Annotated in this window: 1 protein-coding gene; it reads right to left on the bottom strand. The window is 66.7% G+C overall.

Annotated elements, in window-relative coordinates; translation table 11 throughout:
* The coding region (locus N7E59_RS11820; RefSeq protein WP_261625137.1) for an IS481 family transposase at positions 1-1,020 on the bottom strand (1,020 nt) is incomplete at its 3' end.
* Positions 1,021-1,134 lie beyond the last annotated feature (114 nt).

Genomic DNA, 1,134 nt, shown 5'->3' with positions numbered 1-1,134 from the left:
GCAGGAAGTATGCGGCCGATGATAGTTGTAGTGGTTGACCCAGACCTGCAGCGCATGTCGACGAGCCTGTTCGGAGTCGTAGGCCCGGGTGTAGAGGACCTCGTCGACCATCAGCCGGTTGTAGCGTTCGACTTTGCCGTTGTGCTTCGGCGTGTAGGGCCTGATGCGCTGATGCCGATGCCCCATCCCGGTCACCGAGTGTCGGAACAGGTCGGAGCGGTAGTTGTTGCCGTTGTCGGTGATGACCCGATCGATGCTGATGCCGTGGGCGGCGTAGAAGGCCCTGGCCCGGTGGAAGAACCCCGCGGTGGTCGTCTGCTGCTCATCCTCGAGCGCCTCGGTGTAGGCCAGGCGGGTGTACCCATCGACGGCCGAGTGCAGATACGTATAGCCGACCCTGGCCCCGGCGCCGCGCTTGGAGGCCTTAGCCCTGCTGCTGCCCCGGCCGTGGACCTTGTGCCCGCCTCCGTCGGGGATGGTGCCGACCTTCTTCACATCCAGATGCACCATGGCACCGGGATGCTCAGCCTCGATCACCCCGGGCGCGGTGCCCAGGGTGCGCAGGTTCTCCCCGCACGGGGTGAGGTCCCGGCGCCGGGAGATCCCCAGTCGTGCCAGCCACCGGCCGACTGTGCGCAGGCTGATCCGCACCGGCGGGTGGATCTCGCCGGTGGCCAGCCCATGGCCCTCAGGCAGCGGGTCGATCCCACCGGCGATCAGGTGCAGATGGATCCGACGGGCCGACCACTTCAGCTTCCGGCGCAGCGCCTCGATGCGCTCGATCACCGCTTCGCTGGTGACAGCCGGCCAGTGGCGCGGGGTGCTGGGCAGATCTGCCAGACCGGCTTCGCCGTGGTCGCGGTAGCGGGTGACCCATTTGCTCACCGTGTCCCAGCTGACGCGGAACTCGGCGGCGACATGAGCGATCGGGACCCGGTCGTCGAGGTGGCGTTCGACCATCTTCAATCGACCGGTCGGGGTCAGTGTGGAGTTCGGGTGCACCGCGATAGCGTGGGACATGAACGGGCTCTTCTCCTGCAGCAGACGGTTCTTTGGCGATTACCATCCTGCGGGCGAGAGCCCGTTCGTTCTCTCATCGCCCCGCCGACTCCGACAACCTCATGCCCCACAACA

This window comes from Nesterenkonia marinintestina (genome assembly GCF_025420485.1).
In the GTDB taxonomy this organism is placed as follows: Bacteria; Actinomycetota; Actinomycetes; order Actinomycetales; family Micrococcaceae; genus Nesterenkonia; species Nesterenkonia marinintestina.
The sequence above is the reverse complement of the archived record's forward strand: the minus strand, read 5'-3'. Positions and strand labels throughout refer to the sequence as shown.